The sequence below is a fragment of the Rhodovarius crocodyli genome (assembly GCF_004005855.1).
In the GTDB taxonomy this organism is placed as follows: domain Bacteria; phylum Pseudomonadota; class Alphaproteobacteria; order Acetobacterales; family Acetobacteraceae; genus Rhodovarius; species Rhodovarius crocodyli.
On the sequence record NZ_SACL01000004.1, the window covers coordinates 431,466 to 450,345 of the forward strand.

The following is an 18,880-nucleotide window of genomic DNA, read 5'->3' on the forward strand; positions in this document are numbered from 1 at the left end:
CCGTCAGGCGGCCCGGCCGAGGGTCGCCATCAGCTCCCCCCATTCCCGCTTCGACAACCCGGAAGCGGGTTGCTCCACCGCCTCGCCCGCCAGCAGGCGCCGCAGCACCGCCAGCATCTGCGCCGAGAGCGTGACGGCGCCGAGGCGGTAATCCCGGAAGGCCTCGGCGCACAGGGGCACCCAGGCCTCCAGCACCTCCAGCATCGCCTCCGCATAGACGCGGATCTCGTACTGGGCATGCGCGTCCGCGCGCAGCGCCAGGAAGTGCATCAGGTTGTGGAGGTCGGTCTTCCAGTACCACTGCGTGTAGGTGTTGAGGGTCAGGTTCATGCGGGCCAGCTCGCGCGCCAGGCCGGCGCGGTCGGGGTCGATGGAGTTCCCCTCAGCATCCTCGTTCAGCATGTCCTGGTAGTGGTCGAAGTTGCGGCCGGCGTCCTCACGCAGCAGGCGCAGAACATCGTCTGCCTCCTCGCCCTCCAGCACCGCACCACGGCCCTGCCGGTTCACGCTGCTCTGGGCGGCCAGCTGGGCAGGCGCCGGGATGTAGAATTCCCGGTCCAGCATGGAATACCGGGCCGAGTATTCGTTCACATTGGCGGTGCGGTGCCGGATCCACTGCCGGGCGACGAAGATCGGCAGCTTGATGTGAAGCTTGATCTCGCACATCTCGAACGGCGTGCTGTGCCGGTGGCGCATGAGGTAGCGGATGAGCCCGCGATCCTCATTGGCCGCCTTGGTGCCGCGCCCGTAGGAGACCCGGGCCGCCTGCACCACCGCCGCGTCGTCGCCCATGTAGTCGATGACCCGGATGAAGCCGTGGTCCAGCACCGGCCTGGGCAGGTGCAGCTGGTCGTCCAGGGCCCGGGCCACCGGGCGCGTAGTCATCATGCCGACGCCGCGGGCGTCCATGATCTCATGCTGTTGGTCGTCGCTCAGAGGCATGCTTCCTCCTCCGGAGGTAAGATCTGGATCTCACCGTGCCTGCGCAGGGTGACGAGCTCGCCGTTCTCTTGCCGCATGGGCTGGGGGTAGATCTCAGCCCACCCCTCGTCCGCGTCGGCTTCGATCACGTGGCTCAGCGGTTCCCCACCCAGCAGCACCCGGGCGTGGAAGGACCAATACGGATGCCAGTGCGGGGAATTCTTCCGGGCAGACACCCGCCGTGGTGCCTCGCCGGCCCAGGGTGGCGGGGCCATGCTCACATCCCCAGCGCGCGGCGGTACAGGTCGAGGAGCGTTTCCTGTTCCTCCACCTCCGCCGGTTCTTTTTTCCGCAGCGCAATGATCTGCCGAATCACCTTCGGCTCGAAACCGGCCGACTTGCTCTCGGCGTAGATGTCCTTGACGTCGCTGCCGATCGCCTTGCGCTCTTCCTCCAGCCGCTCGATCCTCTCCACGATACTGCGGAGACGGTCAGCGGCAACGCCGCCAACATCGCGCTCGCGGTCTTCCTGTTCCTTGGGCACGCCGGTGAACTCCTCGAGATCGGTTTGGGGTTTGCCCGCAGCCGCCTGGCGCGCCGCTTTCGCGCCCAGGACGTCACGGATGTGATTGGGGTCGGTGTTCCTGGGCATGCGCCTCAGTCCTTGTAGGGGTCGCTGTCGCCCCTGCCGGCCATGGCCACGGCAAAGGGCGTCAGCTGGTGGGTGACCCGGATGCTGCCCGTGTGATGAGCGAGCACCTCGGGCAGGCGCCGGTAGGCCATGGGGCTCTCGTCGACATCACCGCCGTGGACGAGCACGTCACGCTCGCGCAGCCAGTCCAGCATCTGCTCGCGGGTGAAGCGGCGGTGCGCCTCGCGGCGGCCATGGACGCGCCCGGCGCCATGGATCGTGGAGCGCAGCGCTGCCTGGGAGGCGGGGCCATCAACGCCTTCGATGATGACGGCGTTGTCGCCCATGCTGCCACCGACGAAGCCTTCCTGCCCCGGCCAGGCAGGAGTGGCGCCCTTGCGGACCACCCACATCTCGCGCCCGTGGTGGATCTCCTTCCAGGCGAAGTTGTGGTGGTTGTGCACGACCTTGGTGACAACAGCGCCGATGATCCGCCGGACGCGGTCCACCACCCACTCACGCCCGGCATAGGCGTACTCGCCCGCCAGATGCATGGCGGCGAGGTAGCGCTGGCCCAGCTCCGAGTTCTCGTCCACCACCGCCGGGGGCACGAACATACCGTCCTGGCCGCCGGCCGCCTTGAGGTACTTGGTGGCAGAGGTGTGGCCGAGGCCCCGGCTGCCGAAATGAACGCCGATCCAGACGAAGCCCAACTCGTCGCGGAACAGGTCGACATAGTGGTTGCCGCTGCCCACGGTGCCGAGCTGCTCGGCCGCCTTCGTCCGGAATCTCTCAACATCGGCCGCGCGCCAGTGGTCGTCGTTGTCCAGCACCGGGTGCTGCACGCGCTCGGCGTTCGTGCGCCCGACCCCGAAGGAGACGGCCTTCACGATGTCGCCCAGGATCTCGGCGCGGCGCTCCGCGATGTCGCTGTACCGGGTGTCCAGGCGCACGGCCATGTTGCCGCAGCCGATGTCATAGCCCACGCCGGAGATCGAGATCTGGCCCTCATAGGCGATGACCCCGCCAACCGGCTGAGCATAGCCCAGGTGCCCGTCGGCGCAGAGGGCGCCCGCCAGAACGTTGCCCACGCTCATGCAGGTGCGCATCTGCTCGATGGTGCCCTGCTCATGGTCGCCGCACACCAGCAAAGGCGCGCTGGCGTAGCGCTCATCCTGCCCGGAGACGCCGCGCGCCTCCTGGGCGGCAGCGGCGACGACCTCGGCGCGGGCGGTCGCGCGGAAGGTGCACCAGGCCGGCATGGAACGGCCTTCCTTGGTCTCGTGCGGGACGCGGGCGTCCGGTTCCAGGCCAGCTGCGATCGCGAGTTCGCGGGCGCGGGCCTCGAAGGCGTCCGGGCGTCGTATGATGGGGTCGCTCATGACGAGGGGCCTTTCAGGATGGAAGGGTCAGTTGGCCCGGCGGCGCGCCTTGGGGCGCTCAGCATCGGGAAGGAAGTAGGAGGGCACTTGAGGGGCTTCCTGCCCCGTGGCGCCGAGGAAACTGGTCATCACGCCAATGGCGCTGCGCGAGTGGGCTTCAGCGGCCACAAGGTGCTTGAAGATCTCCGGCGCGCTGTCCTGCAGGGCCATGGCCGCCTTGATCGCGGCAGCGGCATGCTCGGGCGAGGCCTTCCAGCCGTCGAGCTCTATCCCGGAATCCGCCAGAAGCGCGGCCACACGCGCCGCGCCGCCGGCAGCCCGCTCAATGCGGCCCTTCTCATACTCGAGCTTGTCGGCGACCCGGGCCTCAACCCGTTCGTTCACCGCAGCCTCGAACGCGCTGCTGTACAGCTTGACCTGCGCGCCTTGGGCCGCGCGCAGGAGAGCCGCGACGAAGTGCTTCGGCAGCACCGATGCCCGATCGTGGCGGGGCGCCTGGCGGGCGACGGTGATCTTCAGATCCCCGGCGACCGTCATCAGGCCCCAGCCCACGGGGATCGTGCTCACATCGACCTTCAGATACTCAGGGACGATGATCCACCAGCAGTCGCAGTGCTGCGCGATGGCCTCGGCCTTCTCGGGGTTCAGCAGCTCGCGCTTCAGGTCGGACATGCTCACCTTGATCTCGAAGCCCTCGATGGCCAGCCCGCGGCTTGGCCACATGTTCATCATCACGGCGTCGGCATGGCGTTTCGTATGAGCGCCGGTGCCGTCCGCGACCTCGAACATGAGGACGCATTCCTGGCTGGGGTAGCGGCGGCGCAGCGCGTCGCGGATCATCTCGGCGTTCATGCCGCCGCCTCAGTCTTGGCGGCGCGATCAGCCTTCACCTTCTCCACCCAGGCCCGGATGGCCTGATAATGGACGCGGCACGAGAACGGGTATTCGTGGGTGCCGTAGTAGTCCTCCATCCCCAGCCGGTAGCAGAGGTCCGCCGCGTTCTCGGGGCCGCCATCGCTCAGGTGGCGTTCCAGAGCCTCCTTGATCTCCCGGCGCCCGGCGGCAGTGAAGATGCTCTCGGCGTCGTTGTAATCGAACTCCTGCCAGAGCCGCGCCCAGAGCTCCCACCCGTCCGGCACCTCGAAGAGGTCGGTCACGCCTTGCTTGCGCGCATCGAAGTCGCCAAAGCGCCGTTCCCTGCGCGGGATAGCGAGCGCCTGCGGCGGCTCGGGCAGGAAGTCGTCCTTGTTGGGGATGCCGACATCCTCTCCCGCCAGGCGTGCGCGTATTGCGGCCCTGGCTTCGTCTCGCCACTCCATCAGCGCCGGCGCGCGCTCCCGACGATATTCCTGCAGCTCTTGCCGGTAGCCGGAGGTTCGTCGACCGATGCCGTACCGCGGCCGGTGGCCATCCAGCATCTCCAGGGCGGGCTCATTGGCGGCCTGAATGATGAAGGCAGTCGTCGCCTCGGCCGAGAACTCCCGCTTGGCGCTGGACTTCTCCATGAGGTAGCTGAACTCAATGCCATCAAGCCACTTCAGCGTGCTCTCCAGCGTCCTCATGGCCTGGTAATGCGTGACATTGAAGGTGCCGAGATCACCGGCAATGGCCAGCGAGCCGGGCGTCCAAGTCACGCTGAAGGCGTAGTTGCTGTCCGCAAAGGTCTTCACCTTGGCCAGCTTCTGGGGGCCTTGCTGGCGGAACTGCACCGCCCGGTAGCGGGAGGCCATGTGCCAGGAAATGGACTGGCGCTCCGTCATCTCGTGGTTCTCGAACCAGGAGGCGATGCGCTTGTCGTCGGGGTCGGTCTTGGACATCGGATGAGGGTTCCGAAAGTTCAGGGTGTCAGGCCGAGGGCCAGCAGCAAGCCCGCGACGGCGCCAAGCGCCATGCAGGCACGAAAGGCCAGGAGAACCATCAGGCGGCCATCGCGGCGCGCGAGGTGGCGTTGATCTGGCGTCTGGCGCGGGAGGCGAAGTAGGAGCGCATGCCGGCCATGGCGCGGGTCTCGCTCTCGCCCCTCTCGCGAAGGGAGAGGAACACCCGTTCCTCCTCGAGGCTGAGGGGGCGGATGGCAGGATGCTGCACATCGTCGGCGCCGCCGTCTTCGGGTAACGGCAAGTCCCCTGTCAGCCGGAAGCTCTGGATCATCTCTTCGACATAGCTCGGGTTCAGGCCGATCTCGCGAGAGATGGTGGTCGGCCCCTTCCCGGCCTTGGCCCGCTCGACAATCCAGCCCTTCAGCTGATGGTCTTCCTTCGCCTTGGGCAGAACCTTGGCGTTGCGCAGGGCGCCGAGGCAGCGGGAGACAAGGGCCTGGGCGATGCAGAGGTCCTTGGCGATCTGGGATGGCAGGCGGCCCATCTCATACAGGTCGAGAACTTGGTCCCGAGTGACATCAAGAGGGGATCTGGGCATGGGGCGTCTCCTCGCCGTACACGACGGCGTCGATTTCGGTGGGGCTGGCGCCCTGGCGCAGGCCATTGACGCGAAGGGCGGTGCGAAGGCGGCCGAGTTCGGCCAGCAGCACCGCAAGGTCGGTCTTCTCGACCATGACCGTGCCGCCTCCCAGCATGGGCGGCAGGAAGGGGGACGAGAGGCGCTGGATCGCCGCCTGGACGACATCCCGGGTGGCGGCGGCCATCACGCCACCCGCGCACCGCGCAGCGCGGCCAGGCGGTGAACCACATTACGCTCGGCCAGGAGGCGGGCCATTCGCTTCGGCACGCTGTTGCCGATGAGCCGCATGGATTCCGTCTTGGACAGCGCGCGGGCGACGCCGTCGATGACGATCTGCTTCGGCAGCTCCAGCTCGTGCGCGGCGGCGGCCTCATGGGGCTCGAGCATCCGCATGCCGATGTCGTGCAGGATGTACTGCTCGCCGGCGAAGCTGGCCGTGACCACCCCGAAGCGGGCCTTGGTCGTGACCGTATCCAGCGCCTGGGTGCAGGACTGCGAGACGCCGCCCTCGCCGTAGTATTTGGTCATGAAGGCGGCGACGGCGGCGATGTGGTTGCCGCCAGCGGTCAGGGTCGGCAGCGGATCCTGGGCCGAGAGCGAGGTACCGGTGCCGCGCAGGTGGGCGAAGTATGCCGCGCAGACCTGCTGCTGCGTCCCCCGGGTGGTCAGGGTCGAGAGCGGCTTGCTGACCGGGTTCCCGATGTTCCCCAGGTTGTGCTGCGCCATCCAGGCGGCCACGACCGCGTGCTTGCTGCTGCTGGCCACGACCGTGCCCAGAGGGGCCTGAATGTCGAGCGCGCGGGGCGCCTGGCCCGGCCGCTCGCCATAGCCCGTCTGGATCATCGTGGCGGCCGCCAGCTTCGGCGCGATGACGGCGAACTCTCCGCGCTGCGCCGTGGTCAGTGTCGGCAGCGGCCCCGTGCTGGGATAGGACCGCGGGGGCCCGCTGTGGGTCAGCGGGATAAAGAACGGCTGCGGGTGGTCCAGCACCTCGCGCCGCAGGCCGAAGGCGATGCGCTGGTGCGTGGCGTCCACCAGGGGCTTCGGGCGCTCGAAGATGCTGGGGATCGGGAGCGACCAGTCAATGATGCTGTAGGCCGGCACCCAGGGCAGCAGACCACCCTTCCCTTCCTCCGCATGGCTCTGCACCGGCCAGGCCGGCGAGCTGCCGTCGAAGCTGAGCACGGCGAACCACCGGCGCCGCGTCGTGGGCACGCCGAAATCGGCACAGCACAGGTCGCGGTCCTGATAGGTGGCGCCCAGGCGCTCGAGGTGCTTTACGAAGGCCCGGAAGCTGCGGCCGAGCCGCCGCTTGTCGCGGACCAGCTGCTGCTGCTGGCGGGGCACGTGCTCGCCCTTCGCCGCTACGGTGTCGTCCAGCTTCAGGACGCGGCCGGTGGCCTTGTCGCGCTTGGCGATCAGCGGGCCCCAGCCCCGGATCTCGCGGACATTCTCCATCAGGACGATTTCCGGCCTGGTCTTCCCGACCCAGCGGCAGACCTGCCAGGCCAGCGACCGGACACGGGGGCTGCGCGGCGCGCCGCCCTTCGCCACGGAGTGGTCCCGGCAGTCTGGGCTTGCCCAGAGCACCTTCACCCGCCGCCCGCCAGTCGCCGCCACCGGGTCGATGTCGAAGATGTCGCCCTTCAGGTGCTTCGTGTGCGGGTGCAGCGCCTGGTGAGCGGCGATAGCCACTGCGTCATGGTTGACCGCCACATGCACCGGGCAGCCAGCCTCCTCGAGCCCCGCGCAAGCGCCGCCCAGCCCCGCGAACAGGACGACCGTGATCCCCTCGTCCAGCGGCCACTGGGCGGGGTTCGGTGCCGGCGGCCGACGGCGCCTGCGGAAGGACCCACCATCAGGCATGGGCGGTGGCCACCGGAGCGTGGACCTCAGGCCGGCCGAACCCAATGGAGCGGCGCGCTTGGTCAGGGTTCTGGTTGGCCCATTCCTGGACGAACCAGAGCTGGCCACAGCCGCCGCCGATCGTGTCCTGGCCGGCGGGGTCGAAGACCCGGACATCAAAGCCGAGGCCCAGCAGCTTGTCGCCGAACCCGGTGGCCAGCCGGCGCTGGTGCTCATTCGTCGCGGGCAGGCCTTCCGACCTCTCGCAGACCACCGAGACCGTGGCGTTCCACACCGTGGGGTGGAAGAGCTTGGCAAGACGCTCGGCGTCGATGTCAGCGCTGTTCTCGTCGTGAGCGCAGTAGTTGAAGAACGGCCGGCGGCCGGTGGCCTGCGCCCACTCCGCGCCGCGCAGCGCGATGTCCCAGAGGCCCAGCTTGCGCTGGAAAGGGATCAGCTTGTCCCGGGCTTCATCGGTGCTCTCGTGCACGGAGAACTGCAGCCCGACGGTAGGCACCCGGACGCTAATATCCACGACATCGGCGAAAGCCTTGCCGATATCGGGCGCCGAGGTCGAGATCAGCAGCGCCGCGCTGGGATACATGGCGTACAGCCGCTCGATGGCCGGGATCAGGCCGGCCAGGTTCAGCAACGGCTCGCCCATGGACATGAACATGATCTGCAGGCGCTTCATTTCGGCCGGCGCGACGCCCGTCTCGGCGATGCAGTGCTCGACCTGCGCCACGATCTCCTCGGCGCTGAGCGAGCGCGCGAAGAAATCGCCCGCGCCGCAGAAGCGGCAGCCCATCGGGCAGCCGCTCATGGTCGAGCAGCAGATGACGGTCCGGGTGGCATAGTCCGGGTAGCGGTAGAGTACCGCTTCGGCGACCGCCGTATCCTTGGTGAAGACGAACTTCGAGACGTTCTGCGCGGGATCCTGGATCTCGCGGATGCTGTTCCACATGGGGGGGCCTCGGGGGCAGGAAGGTTGCGTATGGGCTGAGTGACGCCGGCATGGGCCGGCTACAGGTTGTCCTGCAGCCGCCCGGTGCAGTGGGCGAGCCGCTCTGCCAGGCTCTTCAGCGCCTCGATCTCGCATGACAGCTGATCCAGGAGGCTTTCCTCGCTGCTGCGCTTCTGGAGATCGCCAGCACCGCCGACAGGGGCGGGGCCGAAGGTCCTGTCCAGCTTGCGCTCCTGCTCGCTGACGTTGCTGCCAATGCGAGAGCTGATCTGGGAAAGCTCGCCGATGAGCGTGGCGAGACGCCCGGGCGGCCGGGGGGATTCATCTCCAGCGCCGGCGGAATAGCCGCCGAAGCCGCGCGGGAGGGTGCCCATGCCGCTCATGCTGCCACTCCCTGCCGGCGCGGGGGCACGCCGAGCATCGCCCCCGCCCGCTCCCTCCGCTCATCAGACGCGGCCTGGAAGGCGCGCATCACCGCGAGGTGGGTCTGGGCCGCATCCAGGTTCGTCACGTCGATGGTCCGCACCACGCGGCCGTCGATCTGGAGGGGCGCGCGAAACGCATTGACGATGCGGCGGCGCTCCGACGCGAACTTCTCATCGAGCTGGTCGCTGAGCCGGTTCTCCGAGGAAAGTGACCAATTCGGCATCGCCGCCTTCCGCGCCCGCAGCCGAGCCTCAATGGCCTGCTCGTCGGCATCGAGGATGATGGTCAGGTCCGGCATGTGCCAGTCGCGGGAAGCGGCCAGGAAGACCTGCTCCACCACCCTGCCCTTGCCCGCCACCTGGTAGGCGAAGGTCGTGTCGATGTAGCGGTCACAGACTACGACGGGAGCCTGGAGCCCGGTCGGCAGCCGCCCATCCAGGAAGCCAGTCACGATGCGGTCCACCAGTGCCTTGTTGAGCAGGTGGGGCATGATCACGGAGCGCAGGTGCTCGCTGCGCGCCGCGGCCAGCAGATGCAGGGCCTCGAGCGGGGTGGCGGTCAGCAGGGCCTGCCGGGCGACGGCGCCCAGCCCGTCGTGACGCGGCTCGCCCGTCAGGAGCACGTTGAAGTTGGCGTTCTCCCGCAGCTTGTCGGCGAGCAGCTTCGCCTGCGTGGTTTTCCCGACGCCATCGGCGCCCTCGATCGTGATGAACATTCGCGCCTCGCGGATGTGATTTCGGACAAGAAGGGTCGCGCCGCGGCAGTCTGTTTTGCGGCAGATAACTGCCGCGGCGCCTTGCCGCGCTGGAGGAGCGCGACGTTCGATCTGGATGCGGAAGTTGGATTTGAACCAACGACCTCCTGGTTATGAGCCAGGCGCGCTACCGGACTGCGCTATCCCGCAATGGCCCCCGGACGGCGTTTCGATCCCGCCCTCCAGGGTCCTGAGGCACCGGCCGGCTGACCCTCCGACCACCGACCCGCTCCTCATGAACGCAGTCGTAGAACACATTAAAATGTGCCGTCAATGTGATTTATGTGTTTCGACTGCGAAAAACACATGCTGGGAGATGACGCCGGTACTTGGCGGCCAAGCGGTCGATCTGCTGGATCTGGGCGGCCGAGAAGCGGGCCTCTCGGGCGCGCGCCAGCATGGCCATGCCGCGGATGAAGGGCCGATCAGTGGCGGCGAGGCGCCGCTCCACCTCACCCAAGGCGCGGGCCTTCGCGACGGCCTCTGGCGGAGCCAGGAAGGTGCGCTGAGGCGAGGCTGCCGTCGCCTTTGGCTTGTCGCGATGGTCCCTCGGGCGCGCCTGCAGCGGCAGGACGCCGAACAGGCCGGTCACGCGCGCAGGTGGCTGTTGAGCTTCGCCACCGAGGCTTCGAGGTTGTAGCTGATCAGCACCGCGCCAGGCGCCAGCTTCGCGGCGAACTGGCAGGCGGCTTCGGTGGCCGGGAGGATGATGGAGTGGACGCCGGGCACCATCAGCGCCAGGCGAGGGATGCCCCAGGCTTGATCCGTGGCGTCGTGGATAGCGATGGTTTTCGCGGCGCCGGCGCTGAAGATCTGACGCAAGGCGTGGGGAAGGAATTCCAAGCAATCAGAACGGGATGTCGTCGTCCCGGTAATCCTTCTTGCCGTTGACGTAGTCCTGGTTGCTTTGGCGCTGGCGCCCTGCGTCAGGCTGCCTGCCTCCGGTTCCCCGGCCTCGATCCTCGCCTCCGTTGCCATGGCCTCCATCACCATCCCCCTCCTGACGCAGGTTGCCGCCGACGAGGGCCACCTGCCCCCGAAATTGGCGCAGCACGATTTCGGTGGTGTAGCGCTCGACACCATCCTTGTCGGACCATTTACGGGTCTCGAGCTGGCCTTCGATGAAGACCTCATTGCCTTTTCGCAGGTAGCGCTCGGCCACGTCGCATAAGTGCTCGTTGAAGATCGCGACGGAGTGCCACTCCGTGCGCTCCTGCAGATTGCCCTCGCGATCCTTGAACTTTTCGCTTGTCGCCAATCGCAGGTTCACGACCCGGTTGCCGTTTTGAAGGGTCCGCGTCTCTGGGTCGCGACCAAGGCGCCCCAGGATCATGACCTTGTTGACGCCCGCCATCAGATCACCCTGTCCATGGCCCTGCGGGTAGCATGCGGCGGCACGCGCCGCCTAGTGTAAAACACATCTAAATGTGTTTTTACACGGTTTTGACCTTGCAATAATTCCTACGTTCTGTTACTTTGGAGGGGTTCGGAGGGCATTGCCCGACCTCAGCCGCGCCATCTCGGTGCGGCGCGCCCAGCCGGCGGCGTGTTTCGCCGGCGAAGAGGACATACCAATGCCCGACACCAACATCATGGACACGAACACCGGCCGCATCGGCGCACGCAGCGTCGATGTCAGCAGGGGCGCCCTGGACGGCTCTGTGAGCAGCCAGTGGTTCGCCCGGCCCGATGACCAGCGCTTCCTGACCCTCGAAGGCCTCTTGGCCTCCGTGGAGCAGCGCAGAGAGCGCAGCATCGTGAACACCCTCGACACCCGTTCCATCGGGGTGCGGGGCAGCAGGGAGGATGAAACCCTCCTGCAGCTCATCACCCCGGACGGGATGATCGCCCCCAACAACTGGTCCTTCGGCCAACTCTGCTCCCGCGTTGGCGCGCCTGCGGGCTTCCTGCGCACGCTTCGGCTGGCGCCGGCGGTCCTGCAGGAGCGTCTCGAGCGCTCGGATGCCGAGCAGCTGAAGTTCATGCGCACCATCAATCCCGACGGGACCGAGGTCGCTGAACTCCGCGCCGTCACCGGCGTGGATTATGGCCGGGTGTGGGACGAGGAGGTGGTTCGCGCTGTCATGGGCATCGCCAGCGATGGCACCTGGAAGGTTCCGGGCGTCATCAACTGGGGTAAGGGCACCTACGACCCTTCGGCGCCGGTCAGCAGCGAGAGCACCACGCTCTACGCCTCGGACCGCGACGTGTTCATGTTCCTGTGCCGCGACGAGTACCCGATCGAGGTCGGGAAGCTCCGCAACGGCGACCCTGACTACATGTTCCCGGGCTTCATCGTCTCCAACTCGGAGACGGGATCCCGGGCGCTGACCATCGAGACGATGTATCTCCGCGCCGTCTGCATGAACCGCAACCTCTGGGGTGTGGAGAACAAGCAGACCGTCCGGATGCGTCACTCCAAGGGGCTGCCCTCCCGCTTCGCGGCGGAGGCCGGCCCCACCCTGCGCCAGTTCAGCCAGGCCTCCGCGTCCGCGGTCGCACAGAAGGTGATCGCGGCGAAGGGCACCATCATCGGCAAGGACGATGATGAGGTGAAGGATTTCATCCGGAAGCAGGACTTCAGCATCAAGTCGACCGAGCAAATCATGGCCTCGGTCTACGGTGAGGAAGGCCATCCGGCCCGGTCCGTGTGGGATGTCGTCCAAGGCATCACCGCGAAGGCCCGGGAGATCCGGCACCAGGATGAACGCGTGGACATGGAGCGCAAGGCCGGCGCGCTGATGAACAGGATCAAGGTCTGACACCCGGGCCCGGGGGCTTCACAGCTCCCGGGCCTTTCTCGTCACCCCATCACGGGGTGGCCCGCCGAGCGCCCCCGGATCGGGGCGCGAAAGGAATGCGACAATGCAAACCGAACAGGAAACACCCGCGGCACCGGCAGAGCCGGAGACCGAGGCGAACCCCTACCGGTTCGAAATGAGCTTCCAGCCCGCACAGGCAGCCATCTATCTGCTCGCTCGGGTCGCCGATGGCGATTTCGTCGATTGCATCGAGGCCCGCGAGGCTCTCGCCCGCTGGAAGAGCTGTCTCGCCACGGAAGCCAACGCCGACGCCATCGAACAGCTGTCCTCCGACGAGGTGGAGTTCGACGACCATGGCGTTGCCGTGGTCGAGGCCGACGGCGGCTACTGGATACAGGGCTGGCTGTGGGTTGAGCAGGAGGCTGAGAATGCCGACTGACCTCACCGCCGAATGCCTGGCTGGCTACGACGCCCCGAAGGGCGCGGCCTGCCCCTATATGTTCAGCAGTTCATCCTGGCTCGCCTGGATGGCTGGCAGGCGGGTTGCCGGAATGTCCCGACCCACCGCGTGCCGATCCAGCCGCGGTTACTCCGTCCGCATTAAAACCGCTGGCGGCTCTCAGGTACTCGTCGCCTTCGCGGGCCCGGACCTCACCGAGATCACGATGGACCGGGCGCCATGAAACGCGCCGACGCCCTCAATGCGATCCGCGCCGCCGGCGCACAAGGCGACCAGCAAGCGTTCATGCGGCTCTACGTCGAGAACCGCGTCAGCAAAAGTGCGGCTGACGCTGCCTGGCGGGAGGGCCAGAATCTGGCCCGCTTCGTCAAACAGCGCGACGCCAAGGAGGTGTCTCGTGACCCAGTCGCCTGACCTCTCCACCGTCGCCACCCGCACCCCGGCCACGACCTGGGACGGGAAGCACGACGTGCTCCCCTCCGCCCGGGCCCAGTTCCGGGGCAGCGATGTCCCGCCTGAGGCCTTCCGCGCTCCTGCCAACTTTGCGGCCAACGCCGCACTGGTCGGCCTGTGGAAGATCATCGGCGACTTCACGGTCCGGCACCGCCGCTGACGTGAAATGACGAGGCCCCCTATAGAGGTGCGCGTCACCCCATGGGTCAACGTCGAAGGAAACCCGCTCTGGCATGGCTCGCGTATCGCGGCTTACCGGATCTGGATCGAGTTCGACGGACGCCACTGGTACCAGTGCCATGAGTGGGAAAACCGCCACGGCAACCGGGAGCGGTGGACCGACAGCTGGATCAACGGTCTCCGTGGCTTTCCGCCACATGCGACCGTCCCAGCCGCCAGCGATCCCCCGCCACCATAACCGCCGCCCCTCCGGGGGCGGCTCCTCCGTCGCCCCATCCTGGGGCGGCGCGCCCAGCCGGCGGCGTGTCTCGCCGGCGAAGAGGAACACCACCATGCCGATCGCGAAGCGGTGCAGAAAATGCACAGGTTCGAATTGCGGTGCGGAAGCCACAGCAAATTGGGATGTCGAGAGCCAAAGCTGGGTCCTGGGCACGCTCCACACCAACACCTGGTGTGACGCCTGCGAATACGATGACCCCGGTCTGGTCGATGTCGAAGTCAGCGAGAACCTGGTCGAGGACTTCCAGCTCGAGATCTGGCGCGGCGACGACAACGAAGGGCCCATCACCCGCATCGTTGTTGCCTGCGTGCTGTTCGACCCGGAGGAAGCTGGCATCTCCTGCCCGAAGCACGTCTTCGAGGAGGAAGCCGACATCACCCGGCTGCTGACCATCGCCCGACAGAGCGAGCGCAGCGACCCGTTCGACGACAAGCTCCCCAGCGACGAAGCCATCATCACGGCCGCGCTGAACCTCTGACCTGGGGCGGCCCTGCGCCGCCCCCCTCGTCGCCCCATCATGGGGTGGCCCGCCGAGCACCCCCGGATTGGGGTGCGAAAGGACCGAACCTATGTTCGACAACGCTTTCAAGGACAATATCGTCGGCGCCGTGAGCTGCGATGCGCAGTTCCTCCGGGCGGCCTTGGATAAGGCCTTCCTGGCGGTGAATGCGAAGCTGAAGGTCCCTGCCCTGCACCATGTGCTGGTCAGGAACGACAAGCTCTACGCCACCGACATGGAGATGATGATCTTCGTCGATCTGCCCCCGGGCAGCTGCTCCGGCTCCGCGTTCCTGACTGACCCCGAGCGCCTCCTCGCCATCCTCAAGACTGCGGATGGCCGCATCACGGTCGAGGGCCGACGCCAGGATGTGAAGGACGGCGACGCCATCTGCTCCATCTTGGTGCGGGCCGGCGATGCGTCGATCTGGTCACCCAGTTGCCCGGTGGAAGACTTCCCGGCGCTCGATCGTCTCAAGGAGGCGAAGGAGCGACTTACCCTCACGGCCGAGCAACTCGCGCTCGCCTTCAGCTGCGTCGCCCCGGCGATCAGCACTGAGGCAACCCGCTACTATCTGAACGGCATCTGCTTCGACATGAGGAGCGAGCCGGCGGGATTCACGATGGCGGCCACCGATGGCCACCGTCTCGCGACCTTCGACTTCCCTGTCGAGCCCAAGGTCGCCATGAAGCCCATCATCCCGAAGCTGGCCATCACGTCGCTGCAGAAGCTGCTCAAGGGCAGCCGCAGCGACGTGCTGCTGAAGATCGGCGACACAAGGGCAGAGTTCTCCTCTGCCGACTGGGCGCTGACGACGAAGCTCATCGACGGCAGCTTCCCCGAATACGGTCGGGTGGCTGCCACCAGCTTGGAAAGCAAGGGCACGGCCAATTGGGTCGTGTCCGCTGACAAGGCGGCCTTCGCCAGCACGCTGGCAAGGGTCCATATCCAGGGAAAAAGCGCCCCGGTGAAGCTCACCTCGTCCGGCGAGCTGGTCAGCGGCAATCAGGTTGATGGCCAGGCCAGCGCGCCCATCTCCGGCGCTCTTATCACGGGCGTCCCTCAGGATGTGGGCTTCAATGGGAAGTACTTCGCCGAGGCGCTGAAGAGCGCCCCGGGCGACCGTATCTCCCTTTTCTTCCAGGATCCGGGTGGGCCCTTCTTGCTGAAGGTGCCCGGCCGGGATGACTGGAGCACTACGCTCATGCCCCTGCGGTTGTGAGCAACCGGCCGAGGGTCATCCCTCGGCCTCTCGTCGCCCCATCGCGGGGCGGCCCGCCGAGCGCCCCCGGATGGGGCGCGAAAGGACAACCCCATGCATCTTTCCGATGCCATCGCACTTGCGGTCGCGCAGCTGAAGGCTGAGCGCGAAATCGCGGTGGGCTGCTACTTCGCCCCCGGCGCATCCAGGGACGACCTGAGCAGCCTCGACGACACGGAGCGCGAGCATCTGGCCGGTCTCAATGCCGCTATCAGCGCGCTGGAAACGGCGTGGCCGGTGGCGGTCGAGAAGATCTCGGCCGGCGCCCACGCCATTGCTAGCCTGGCCGAGAGCCGGCTGGAGGACATGCACGCCGACGCCGAAAGCCGCCACGAGAAGCAGATTTTCCGCTGCACGAACTATGTGGCCGCAATCGACCGCGTGCGCGAGTTTCGCGCGGGGCTGGAGCACGTCATGCCCGACCCGCCGCTCTGGGACTACGATGTCCGGGACAGCCTTCGGCACCATGCCGAGGAACACGGCGTCGACCTGGAAGCAGCGATGACCGCTCACAGCGACACGGGTGAATGCCCGTGCTGCGCCAATCCATCAAAATAGGATCAAGAACCTATTTATAGTTGCAATCGTAGGTATTTATTGGTAATATTACTTTGTTGGTGAGGAATTAACTTCATCGACATTGGAGAAATACCAATGAAGATCGCACTTCCGGCCATTGTGGTATTGGTCGTGGCGGCTTCCCCGCCGGTCGCGCCGGCTCCGATCAAGAGCCTGGACGCGCTGATGGACGAGTTTTCCTCCGAGTTGGAGAAGCTCGCCCAGATCGAGGACGACGATGCCTTCATGCAAGCCGTCCTCAGCTACCTCTCCCCGCTGCCCGGTCCGCCGGCCAGCTTGGGGGTGCCCATCTACCCGATGTAGCGCCCCACCGCCCAGCTACTGGGCGGTCCTCCGTCACCCATCATGGGTGGCGCGCTCAGCCGGCGGCGCGTTTCGTCGGCGAAGAGGAACCCCACCCTATGGCACCCATCGCCATCCGCCTGGCCGGCATTGTCGGCCGTGCTGTCTGCGCCGCGGCCATCGCCGTCATTGTGACCCGCAGCAGCCCCGCCCGCCGGCTGGCGCGGCGCGACAACACCTGATCGAAGCCGCCTCGGGCGGCTGCCGCCCTCCCCCAGGGTGGCCCGTTGAGACAGGGCCTGGGCACTTCCCTACCCCAACCCAGGATAGACCCATCAGCGGCAACTGAGGGCCTTGCCGGCGCATGCACCCCCGTGCGCCTGGTAGGGCCCTCCCCGTCCGCGGCGCTCACGACGAGCGCCGCCCGCCGACGCCCCCGGTTGAGGGGCAGAAGACGCCCCGATCCGGGGATGGAGACATTCATGGAACTCGTTCATGACCTGATCGACCCTCGAGAGGTATATTCTCACATCGAGGATGACCGGGTTCGAGAAGCGTGCATCTACGGCCGCCGCAGTGATTACATCACCGTGCACCGGCAGCGCACGCGCCTGTATGACGCCAGCATCGCCCATCAGAGGCGGCTGGCGAACGATCCGAGAGTTACGGTTGAGGAGCGGCGCATGCTCCTGGAATACACCCACTTCCTGCGGAATAATCTGCATGATCCGGACCTGTTCCTGCAGTTCTTGCGCCTCTTCTGGTTGACCTGACTACCCCGCCCGGCCCCCTCCACCGGGCGGCCTCAGCCACCCCCACGGGTGGCGCGTTCAGCGCGGACCACTGCGCGAAGAGGCCTACCAGCGAACTCGAGCTGGCGTCGCTCCCCTATACTATTCCATCACCAGGGTGAGTTCGGAGCCACCGGCCCCCTGCCCCAGCGAGGCAGGCGCCGCCGCGCACCGTAGCGCGCGGAGAAGGAAAGTCGCCTCGTTCTGGGCAGCCCGCATCCGTCGTGGACGGTCGCTCTGCAGAAAGCCCTGGAACCGCCGCTTGGCCGCGGCGCGCGAACGAGATCAATTGCCATAGCCCCTGAGACCAGCCCGGTCTCAGGGGCTATTTGTCTTCCAGGATGCTCGCCATGACGACGCGGCCCCGGATCTGGACGCGCATGCCCTCGCTGTCCCACCAGCCGCCGTCATAGGGCCACTGCTTCATGGCGATCTGGCCGACATGCGCCTTGTTGTGGGAAGCGAAGACCAGCTTAACGCCGCCGTCGTCTTCCACCTGGATCTGGCGCACCGTGACCTCGTGCTTCCCGCTGTCGTTCTTGCGGTGGACCAGCACCCGGTCGCCGTTGGCCAGCGGCCTGACGCCGGGCGTGCCGAAGCCCACGATCGCGACCACCGTGCCCGGGTGGTAGAAGCCGTTGGCGTGGTCGTCGGTGACGAGGACTGCCTCATCGATCTCGAGCGGCGGCGGGATGGCGAAGTTCTCGTCGGCACGGCCTGGCACCTCATAGCGCGGCCGCCACTGGCCCGAGGCGGCCTGCACCGTGACGGGAATCACCAGCGCCTGGCGCGAGCTGATGGGCGCCTCGCCCATGATCTCCGCGACCGTGGCGTTTGCGGCCTTGGCAAGCCGATCCAGCGTGCTGAGGCTCAGCATGCGGGTGTGGCCGTTCAGGAAGTTGTAGATGGCATTGGGCGTCGGAAGCCCGGCCTCCGTAGCCCAAGATGTTGGTGTGCGATCAGTTTCCGCCATGAAGGTTCGGAGAGCTTTCCGCTTCGCATCGCTGCGGTCCTCACGCTCCACGCGCGCCGCCGCCTTGCCGCGGGGTTGACGCCCGCTCATCTCGCCGCCAATTGCCATGTGTTTTCCACATAAAAATGTGATAGACCGGTGTGATGCGACGCAATACCCCGACCGTCAGCGCCCTGCTGAAGCAGCTGGAGGACGAAGCCCTTGCAAGGGGCCTGTCCCGAGCCGAGCTCGCCGCCCAGGCCAACCTGCACGTCAACACCCTGCGGGGCTTCGGCCAGCAGAACGAGCCGCGACGGGGCGCGGGACGCACTCGCGTCAGGGAGCATCACTGGAATCCCACGCTGTCTACCATCCTGGCCATCGAGTCCGTATTGGTCCGAAAAGTGGTTCCGTCCTCTAAACCTGTGGTTAAAGCATAACTCTGTGTCGGGTCCAGTCCGATTCAAGACAGGAGCCACTTTTCAGCCGCCCGGCGCGCCCGCGGCGCCGCGCCGGAAGCGTTCCTGGAACCGCCATCCTGAATCGGTGATGCAGTCGAACTGCGTGGAGATCTTCGACCGCGCGGTGCCGGCCGGCACTGCCTTCCTCTACGCGGTGCCGAACGGCGGGCGCCGCGACGGCCTCACAGGCGCCATCCTGAAGGCCGAGGGTGTGCGGGCCGGCGTGGCCGACCTGGTGCTGATGCTGCCCCGTGGCCGCAGCGTCTACATCGAGATGAAGGTGGGCGGCGGCCAGAGCATCAGCGGCGTGAAGGTGGCCAAGGGCTACCAGAGCGATACCCAGCAGGGCTTCCAGGCCACCGTGGAAGCCCTGGGCTTCCGCTACGTCATCTGCCGCTCGGAGGCGGAGTTCGAGGCGCTGCTGATCGAGGAGGGCGTGCCGCTGCGGTTCCGCACGCATGTCGCGGCACGCTCCTCGGCCAAGCCGAGAAGCTCATCGGCCGAGATGTCGTAGATCTCGCACAGGCGCCGGGTCTG

Annotated in this window: 28 protein-coding genes and 1 tRNA gene; 13 read left to right on the top strand and 16 right to left on the bottom strand. The window is 66.9% G+C overall.

The window, feature by feature from the left end; translation table 11 throughout:
* Positions 1-3: 3 nt before the first annotated feature.
* From thyX to ssb, 15 genes are all read right to left on the bottom strand, one after another.
* On the bottom strand, positions 4-942 hold the full coding sequence (gene thyX, locus EOD42_RS14250) for an FAD-dependent thymidylate synthase (protein WP_127788203.1): 939 nt from the start codon (positions 940-942) through the stop codon (positions 4-6).
* A gap of 256 nt (positions 943-1,198) precedes the next feature.
* Complete coding sequence (locus EOD42_RS14255; protein WP_240655171.1) at positions 1,199-1,465, bottom strand: DUF2312 domain-containing protein; 267 nt, start codon at positions 1,463-1,465, stop codon at positions 1,199-1,201.
* 113 nt (positions 1,466-1,578) lie between these two features.
* Complete coding sequence (locus EOD42_RS14260) at positions 1,579-2,934, bottom strand: RtcB family protein (protein WP_127788205.1); 1,356 nt, start codon at positions 2,932-2,934, stop codon at positions 1,579-1,581.
* A gap of 27 nt (positions 2,935-2,961) precedes the next feature.
* Positions 2,962-3,786, bottom strand: coding sequence for a hypothetical protein (locus EOD42_RS14265; RefSeq protein ID WP_127788206.1), 825 nt, complete (start codon positions 3,784-3,786; stop codon positions 2,962-2,964).
* Complete coding sequence (locus tag EOD42_RS14270; RefSeq protein WP_127788207.1) at positions 3,783-4,751, bottom strand: hypothetical protein; 969 nt, start codon at positions 4,749-4,751, stop codon at positions 3,783-3,785. The genes EOD42_RS14265 and EOD42_RS14270 overlap by 4 nt, the downstream gene beginning before the upstream one ends.
* Before the next feature lie 100 nt (positions 4,752-4,851).
* Entirely contained in the window at positions 4,852-5,352 is a 501-nt protein-coding gene (locus EOD42_RS14275) for a hypothetical protein (protein ID WP_127788208.1), read from the bottom strand.
* On the bottom strand, positions 5,333-5,578 hold the full coding sequence (locus EOD42_RS14280) for a hypothetical protein (RefSeq protein WP_127788209.1): 246 nt from the start codon (positions 5,576-5,578) through the stop codon (positions 5,333-5,335). The genes EOD42_RS14275 and EOD42_RS14280 overlap by 20 nt, the downstream gene beginning before the upstream one ends.
* Positions 5,578-7,260, bottom strand: coding sequence for a DNA cytosine methyltransferase (locus tag EOD42_RS14285; protein ID WP_127788210.1), 1,683 nt, complete (start codon positions 7,258-7,260; stop codon positions 5,578-5,580). Before EOD42_RS14285 ends, EOD42_RS14280 begins: the two co-directional genes overlap by 1 nt.
* Positions 7,253-8,203, bottom strand: a complete 951-nt coding sequence (locus EOD42_RS14290; RefSeq protein WP_127788211.1) for a radical SAM protein — start codon at positions 8,201-8,203, stop codon at positions 7,253-7,255. The genes EOD42_RS14285 and EOD42_RS14290 overlap by 8 nt, the downstream gene beginning before the upstream one ends.
* Before the next feature lie 59 nt (positions 8,204-8,262).
* Positions 8,263-8,586: a hypothetical protein gene (locus tag EOD42_RS14295; RefSeq protein WP_127788212.1), complete on the bottom strand. Its 324-nt coding sequence runs from the start codon at positions 8,584-8,586 to the stop codon at positions 8,263-8,265.
* The gene (locus tag EOD42_RS14300) at positions 8,583-9,344 is read right to left on the bottom strand and encodes a dTMP kinase (protein WP_127788213.1); all 762 of its coding nucleotides are present in this window, start codon (positions 9,342-9,344) and stop codon (positions 8,583-8,585) included. Before EOD42_RS14300 ends, EOD42_RS14295 begins: the two co-directional genes overlap by 4 nt.
* A 112-nt stretch (positions 9,345-9,456) precedes the next feature.
* Positions 9,457-9,533, bottom strand: a tRNA-Met gene (locus EOD42_RS14305).
* 130 nt (positions 9,534-9,663) lie between these two features.
* Positions 9,664-9,975 (bottom strand): hypothetical protein, encoded by a 312-nt coding sequence (locus EOD42_RS14310; protein ID WP_127788214.1) that lies wholly within the window; start codon positions 9,973-9,975, stop codon positions 9,664-9,666.
* Positions 9,972-10,226, bottom strand: coding sequence for a hypothetical protein (locus tag EOD42_RS14315; RefSeq protein ID WP_127788215.1), 255 nt, complete (start codon positions 10,224-10,226; stop codon positions 9,972-9,974). The genes EOD42_RS14310 and EOD42_RS14315 overlap by 4 nt, the downstream gene beginning before the upstream one ends.
* 4 nt (positions 10,227-10,230) lie before the next feature.
* Positions 10,231-10,737: a single-stranded DNA-binding protein gene (ssb, locus tag EOD42_RS14320; protein ID WP_127788216.1), complete on the bottom strand. Its 507-nt coding sequence runs from the start codon at positions 10,735-10,737 to the stop codon at positions 10,231-10,233.
* A gap of 220 nt (positions 10,738-10,957) precedes the next feature.
* Between ssb and EOD42_RS14325 the strand changes: the two genes are divergently transcribed.
* From EOD42_RS14325 to EOD42_RS14370, 11 genes are all read left to right on the top strand, one after another.
* Complete coding sequence (locus EOD42_RS14325; protein WP_206020356.1) at positions 10,958-12,145, top strand: DUF932 domain-containing protein; 1,188 nt, start codon at positions 10,958-10,960, stop codon at positions 12,143-12,145.
* 103 nt (positions 12,146-12,248) lie between these two features.
* A complete protein-coding gene (locus EOD42_RS14330) occupies positions 12,249-12,584 on the top strand; it encodes a hypothetical protein (RefSeq protein WP_127788217.1) in 336 nt (111 codons plus the stop codon).
* Positions 12,574-12,828: a hypothetical protein gene (locus EOD42_RS14335; RefSeq protein WP_127788218.1), complete on the top strand. Its 255-nt coding sequence runs from the start codon at positions 12,574-12,576 to the stop codon at positions 12,826-12,828. The genes EOD42_RS14330 and EOD42_RS14335 overlap by 11 nt, the downstream gene beginning before the upstream one ends.
* Entirely contained in the window at positions 12,825-13,019 is a 195-nt protein-coding gene (locus EOD42_RS14340; RefSeq protein ID WP_127788219.1) for a hypothetical protein, read from the top strand. Before EOD42_RS14335 ends, EOD42_RS14340 begins: the two co-directional genes overlap by 4 nt.
* Positions 13,003-13,218, top strand: a complete 216-nt coding sequence (locus EOD42_RS14345) for a hypothetical protein (protein WP_127788220.1) — start codon at positions 13,003-13,005, stop codon at positions 13,216-13,218. The genes EOD42_RS14340 and EOD42_RS14345 overlap by 17 nt, the downstream gene beginning before the upstream one ends.
* A 352-nt stretch (positions 13,219-13,570) precedes the next feature.
* Positions 13,571-13,996, top strand: coding sequence for a hypothetical protein (locus tag EOD42_RS14350; RefSeq protein WP_127788221.1), 426 nt, complete (start codon positions 13,571-13,573; stop codon positions 13,994-13,996).
* 91 nt (positions 13,997-14,087) lie between these two features.
* A complete protein-coding gene (dnaN, locus tag EOD42_RS14355) occupies positions 14,088-15,239 on the top strand; it encodes a DNA polymerase III subunit beta (protein WP_127788222.1) in 1,152 nt (383 codons plus the stop codon).
* A gap of 93 nt (positions 15,240-15,332) precedes the next feature.
* Positions 15,333-15,836 carry a hypothetical protein gene (locus EOD42_RS14360; RefSeq protein ID WP_127788223.1) on the top strand — a complete coding sequence of 168 codons (504 nt, stop codon included), beginning with the start codon at positions 15,333-15,335 and terminating at the stop codon, positions 15,834-15,836.
* Positions 15,837-15,932: 96 nt separating this feature from the next.
* Positions 15,933-16,160, top strand: a complete 228-nt coding sequence (locus EOD42_RS14365) for a hypothetical protein (protein WP_127788224.1) — start codon at positions 15,933-15,935, stop codon at positions 16,158-16,160.
* A gap of 98 nt (positions 16,161-16,258) precedes the next feature.
* Positions 16,259-16,381: a hypothetical protein gene (locus EOD42_RS26520; protein ID WP_276318152.1), complete on the top strand. Its 123-nt coding sequence runs from the start codon at positions 16,259-16,261 to the stop codon at positions 16,379-16,381.
* Between the two features lie 240 nt (positions 16,382-16,621).
* The gene (locus EOD42_RS14370; RefSeq protein WP_127788225.1) at positions 16,622-16,912 is read left to right on the top strand and encodes a hypothetical protein; all 291 of its coding nucleotides are present in this window, start codon (positions 16,622-16,624) and stop codon (positions 16,910-16,912) included.
* 343 nt (positions 16,913-17,255) lie between these two features.
* Here the strand turns inward: EOD42_RS14370 and EOD42_RS14375 are convergent, their stop codons facing one another.
* Positions 17,256-17,993 carry a helix-turn-helix domain-containing protein gene (locus EOD42_RS14375; RefSeq protein WP_127788226.1) on the bottom strand — a complete coding sequence of 246 codons (738 nt, stop codon included), beginning with the start codon at positions 17,991-17,993 and terminating at the stop codon, positions 17,256-17,258.
* A 53-nt stretch (positions 17,994-18,046) separates the two neighbouring features.
* Between EOD42_RS14375 and EOD42_RS14380 the strand changes: the two genes are divergently transcribed.
* Together EOD42_RS14380 and EOD42_RS26365 are read left to right on the top strand one after the other, a co-directional pair.
* Positions 18,047-18,322, top strand: a complete 276-nt coding sequence (locus EOD42_RS14380; RefSeq protein WP_127788227.1) for a hypothetical protein — start codon at positions 18,047-18,049, stop codon at positions 18,320-18,322.
* Positions 18,323-18,428: 106 nt separating this feature from the next.
* On the top strand, positions 18,429-18,857 hold the full coding sequence (locus EOD42_RS26365; RefSeq protein ID WP_240655162.1) for a VRR-NUC domain-containing protein: 429 nt from the start codon (positions 18,429-18,431) through the stop codon (positions 18,855-18,857).
* The last annotated feature ends 23 nt before the right edge of the window (positions 18,858-18,880 follow it).

What these genes read in the sequence shown, in the direction of transcription:
- EOD42_RS14340 (WP_127788219.1), top strand. Translation starts at nt 12,825, where the DNA reads ATGAAACGCGCCGACGCCCTCAATGCGATCCGCGCCGCCGGCGCACAA.
- EOD42_RS14260 (WP_127788205.1), bottom strand. Translation starts at nt 2,934, where the DNA reads ATGAGCGACCCCATCATACGACGCCCGGACGCCTTCGAGGCCCGCGCC.
- EOD42_RS14335 (WP_127788218.1), top strand. Translation starts at nt 12,574, where the DNA reads ATGCCGACTGACCTCACCGCCGAATGCCTGGCTGGCTACGACGCCCCG.
- ssb (WP_127788216.1), bottom strand. Translation starts at nt 10,737, where the DNA reads ATGGCGGGCGTCAACAAGGTCATGATCCTGGGGCGCCTTGGTCGCGAC.
- EOD42_RS14295 (WP_127788212.1), bottom strand. Translation starts at nt 8,586, where the DNA reads ATGAGCGGCATGGGCACCCTCCCGCGCGGCTTCGGCGGCTATTCCGCC.
- EOD42_RS14280 (WP_127788209.1), bottom strand. Translation starts at nt 5,578, where the DNA reads ATGGCCGCCGCCACCCGGGATGTCGTCCAGGCGGCGATCCAGCGCCTC.
- EOD42_RS14275 (WP_127788208.1), bottom strand. Translation starts at nt 5,352, where the DNA reads ATGCCCAGATCCCCTCTTGATGTCACTCGGGACCAAGTTCTCGACCTG.
- EOD42_RS14330 (WP_127788217.1), top strand. Translation starts at nt 12,249, where the DNA reads ATGCAAACCGAACAGGAAACACCCGCGGCACCGGCAGAGCCGGAGACC.
- EOD42_RS14290 (WP_127788211.1), bottom strand. Translation starts at nt 8,203, where the DNA reads ATGTGGAACAGCATCCGCGAGATCCAGGATCCCGCGCAGAACGTCTCG.
- EOD42_RS14285 (WP_127788210.1), bottom strand. Translation starts at nt 7,260, where the DNA reads ATGCCTGATGGTGGGTCCTTCCGCAGGCGCCGTCGGCCGCCGGCACCG.
- EOD42_RS26520 (WP_276318152.1), top strand. Translation starts at nt 16,259, where the DNA reads ATGGCACCCATCGCCATCCGCCTGGCCGGCATTGTCGGCCGTGCTGTC.
- EOD42_RS14300 (WP_127788213.1), bottom strand. Translation starts at nt 9,344, where the DNA reads ATGTTCATCACGATCGAGGGCGCCGATGGCGTCGGGAAAACCACGCAG.
- EOD42_RS14370 (WP_127788225.1), top strand. Translation starts at nt 16,622, where the DNA reads ATGGAACTCGTTCATGACCTGATCGACCCTCGAGAGGTATATTCTCAC.
- thyX (WP_127788203.1), bottom strand. Translation starts at nt 942, where the DNA reads ATGCCTCTGAGCGACGACCAACAGCATGAGATCATGGACGCCCGCGGC.
- EOD42_RS14375 (WP_127788226.1), bottom strand. Translation starts at nt 17,993, where the DNA reads ATGAGCGGGCGTCAACCCCGCGGCAAGGCGGCGGCGCGCGTGGAGCGT.
- EOD42_RS14270 (WP_127788207.1), bottom strand. Translation starts at nt 4,751, where the DNA reads ATGTCCAAGACCGACCCCGACGACAAGCGCATCGCCTCCTGGTTCGAG.
- EOD42_RS14350 (WP_127788221.1), top strand. Translation starts at nt 13,571, where the DNA reads ATGCCGATCGCGAAGCGGTGCAGAAAATGCACAGGTTCGAATTGCGGT.
- EOD42_RS14380 (WP_127788227.1), top strand. Translation starts at nt 18,047, where the DNA reads ATGCGACGCAATACCCCGACCGTCAGCGCCCTGCTGAAGCAGCTGGAG.
- EOD42_RS14365 (WP_127788224.1), top strand. Translation starts at nt 15,933, where the DNA reads ATGAAGATCGCACTTCCGGCCATTGTGGTATTGGTCGTGGCGGCTTCC.
- EOD42_RS14265 (WP_127788206.1), bottom strand. Translation starts at nt 3,786, where the DNA reads ATGAACGCCGAGATGATCCGCGACGCGCTGCGCCGCCGCTACCCCAGC.
- EOD42_RS14360 (WP_127788223.1), top strand. Translation starts at nt 15,333, where the DNA reads ATGCATCTTTCCGATGCCATCGCACTTGCGGTCGCGCAGCTGAAGGCT.
- EOD42_RS14325 (WP_206020356.1), top strand. Translation starts at nt 10,958, where the DNA reads ATGCCCGACACCAACATCATGGACACGAACACCGGCCGCATCGGCGCA.
- dnaN (WP_127788222.1), top strand. Translation starts at nt 14,088, where the DNA reads ATGTTCGACAACGCTTTCAAGGACAATATCGTCGGCGCCGTGAGCTGC.